The organism is Bacteroides cellulosilyticus DSM 14838, from assembly GCF_000158035.1.
GTDB lineage: Bacteria > Bacteroidota > Bacteroidia > Bacteroidales > Bacteroidaceae > Bacteroides > Bacteroides cellulosilyticus.
In genome coordinates this window covers 810014-812836 of the sequence record NZ_EQ973490.1, presented here as the reverse complement: position 1 = coordinate 812836, position 2823 = coordinate 810014, and the positions used below count along the sequence as shown (strand labels likewise).

General features: G+C 46.4%; 2 protein-coding genes. One reads left to right on the top strand and one right to left on the bottom strand.

Annotated features, from left to right (window positions below; genetic code table 11):
- Window positions 1–842, bottom strand: an 842-nt coding sequence (locus BACCELL_RS07815; RefSeq protein ID WP_007211140.1) for a nucleoside recognition domain-containing protein, incomplete at its 3' end; no start/stop codon positions are given.
- Between the two features lie 208 nt (window positions 843–1050).
- On the opposite strand from BACCELL_RS07815, the gene BACCELL_RS07810 reads away from it, so the two are divergent.
- Window positions 1051–2823: sialate O-acetylesterase (locus tag BACCELL_RS07810; RefSeq protein ID WP_007211139.1), on the top strand; the 1773-nt coding region annotated here is incomplete at its 3' end.

Below are 2823 nucleotides of genomic sequence, written 5' to 3'. Positions count from 1 at the left end.
GGAATGATGCGCACGGCCGTGGTAAAGCCTTCTTTGGCACCTTCTACGAAGGCATCATATACATTGATTTTCTTCCATAATCCCCAGATAATGAACAAAAGAATGATACTGAACAGGATAACGTTGGCAATCAATGTGGAATATGTACCGATTTCTTCACGACCGAGTTGCATAAACAAGTAAATAAGTCCAGCAAAGAAAAGGCTGATGCAACCGATGAGGATAAGGATGGGCTTATTGATCAGATTGATGCGTTGAGCAATGCTGACAGCAATCACTCCTACAAGGGTGGAAACGGCTGATGTGATCAGTATGGGAATGAATATATCGGTAGGCTGTGCAGCGCCCATCTGAGCGCGATACATCATGATGCTGATAGGAATCAGGATCAGCCCGGAAGTATTGAGCACCAGAAACATGACCATCGGATTGGTTGCCGTATCCTTCTGAGGGTTCAATTCTTGCAGCTCCTTCATAGCTTTCAATCCCATTGGTGTAGCGGCATTGTCCAGTCCCAACATATTGGCGGAGAGGTTCATAAAGATAGAACCCATGGCAGGGTGGCCTTTGGGGATTTCGGGGAAAAGACGGCAGAACACCGGACTCAGCCAGCGGGATAATGCGTTAATCATGCCGCTTTGCTCGCCGATCTTCATAATGCCCAGCCATAGAGAAAGGATACCCGTCAGGCCCAGCGATATTTCGAAGGCTGTTTTCGAGGAAGTGAATGTTGAATTGACAAGCTCCGTAAAGATTTCTGTGTTGCCCATAAACAGGAGCTTGATGAGTGCCACAATGAAAGCAATTACGAAGAATGCTACCCAAATGTAATTTAAAACCATAAAATAACGCGTTGATTTTCGTGCAAAAGTAGGAATATCTTTCTATTTAGCGTGATAAATGGAAAGATTATTGCATTTATTAGGGCAATAACACTATTTCGAATATGAAATTCTGGCTATCTTTGCTTTCTGATATTGCGACGGAATTAGAGGGAGAAGGAGTTAAAGAGGTTATTAACTCCGGACTCTCATAAAATAATTAACTGATATGAAAAACAAATGTATGTTAGTTGCAGCTTTGCTGTTGTTATCCGGTACAATCTCGGCCAAGGTTGTGTTGCCGCCGATGTTTTCGGATAACATGGTGTTGCAGCAACAGGCGGATGCCCCTATATGGGGTGAGGCAAAATCGATGAAAGCGGTAAAAGTAACCACTTCCTGGGATGGGAAGACGTATGAAACACTGGCTGATAAGGAAGGGCGATGGAAGCTTTCCGTTCGTACTCCTGAAGCGGGTGGCCCGTATGAGCTTACACTGACCGATGGTCAGAAACTGGTGTTGAAGAACGTAATGATTGGGGAGGTATGGATCTGTTCCGGACAATCCAATATGGAAATGCCGCTGAAAGGTTGGGGCAAGGTTCTGGATTATGAGAAAGAAATAGCCGCAGCCAATCATCCCAATATTCGTTTATTGCATGTGGAACATGTTACCAGTACGCAGCCGGAGACGGATATCAAAATCCGTGATAATGGCTGGCAGGTATGCTCACCCCTGACCGTTTCTGAATTCTCGGCTACCGCCTATTTCTTTGGTCGCGAAATCTCTGAAAAACAGAATGTACCCGTCGGGTTGATTCATACTTCCTGGGGAGGGACCAATGTAGAATCCTGGATAAGCGGGAAGGTGTTGCAAGAAATGCCGGACTTCAGTAAAGTAGTGGAAGATATTCGTGCAATGCCTGATAAAGCTGCGATGAAAGCGGACTATTTGAAAGCTTTGGAAGCTTGGAACAATCGTGTTGATGAAGGTTTTGCTGCCGGGAAACCGGTACGGGCTGAGGTTTCTTTGGATGATAAGGCTTGGGGTAAGCTGAACTTCCCCGGAATGGTGGACCAGCAAGGGCTTGGTGATTTTGACGGACTGATCTGGCTTCGCCGCACTGTTGATATTCCTGCATCCTGGGGAGGTAAGAAAGTGCAGTTAGTTTTAGGGGCTATTGATGATAATGATATAACGTATTGGAATGGTCGGGAAGTGGGCCGTACCGATGGTTATTCTGTTCAACGCAATTATACCGTTCCGGGTAAGCTGGTGAAAGCAGGACCGCTTACATTGGCTATCCGTGTGACAGATACAGGTGGTGGTTGTGGTATGCCGGATGAACTTTATCTCCGTTCAGACAATGGAGAACAAATTAGTCTGGCCGGTGAATGGAAATATCAGATAGCGGCCGATGCCCGGAAAGAGGGTATGTTTCCGAAGGATATGTCCGAGGACCCCAATTTGCCGACATCTTTATACAATGCTATGATCCATCCATTGGTGCCTTACAGTATCCGTGGTGCTATCTGGTACCAGGGGGAAAACAATGCTTCCCGTGCCTATCAGTATCGTGAGCTTTTCCCGCTGGTTATCGAGAATTGGCGTAAGGACTGGGGACAGGATTTTCCTTTCTATTTTGTGCAGTTAGCCAACTTCATGCAAGTGTCTCCCAACCCCGTTGATTCTGACTGGGCGGAACTCCGCGAAGCACAAGCGCGCACATTGTCGGTAGCGAATACCGGAATGGCTGTAATCATCGATAAGGGCGATGCCAATGACATCCACCCGAAAGATAAACAGGCCGTTGGACATCGCTTGGCGTTGGTAGCCCGTGCTAATACGTATGGAGAACAAATACCTTATTCCGGTCCCGTTTATCGTTCCTATCAGGTGGACGGAGATAAGATTATCCTTTCTTTTGATCATACAGATGGTGGCTTAAAGAGTAGTGATGGGAAAGCATTGCAAGGCTTTGCCATTGCCGGTCGTGATCAT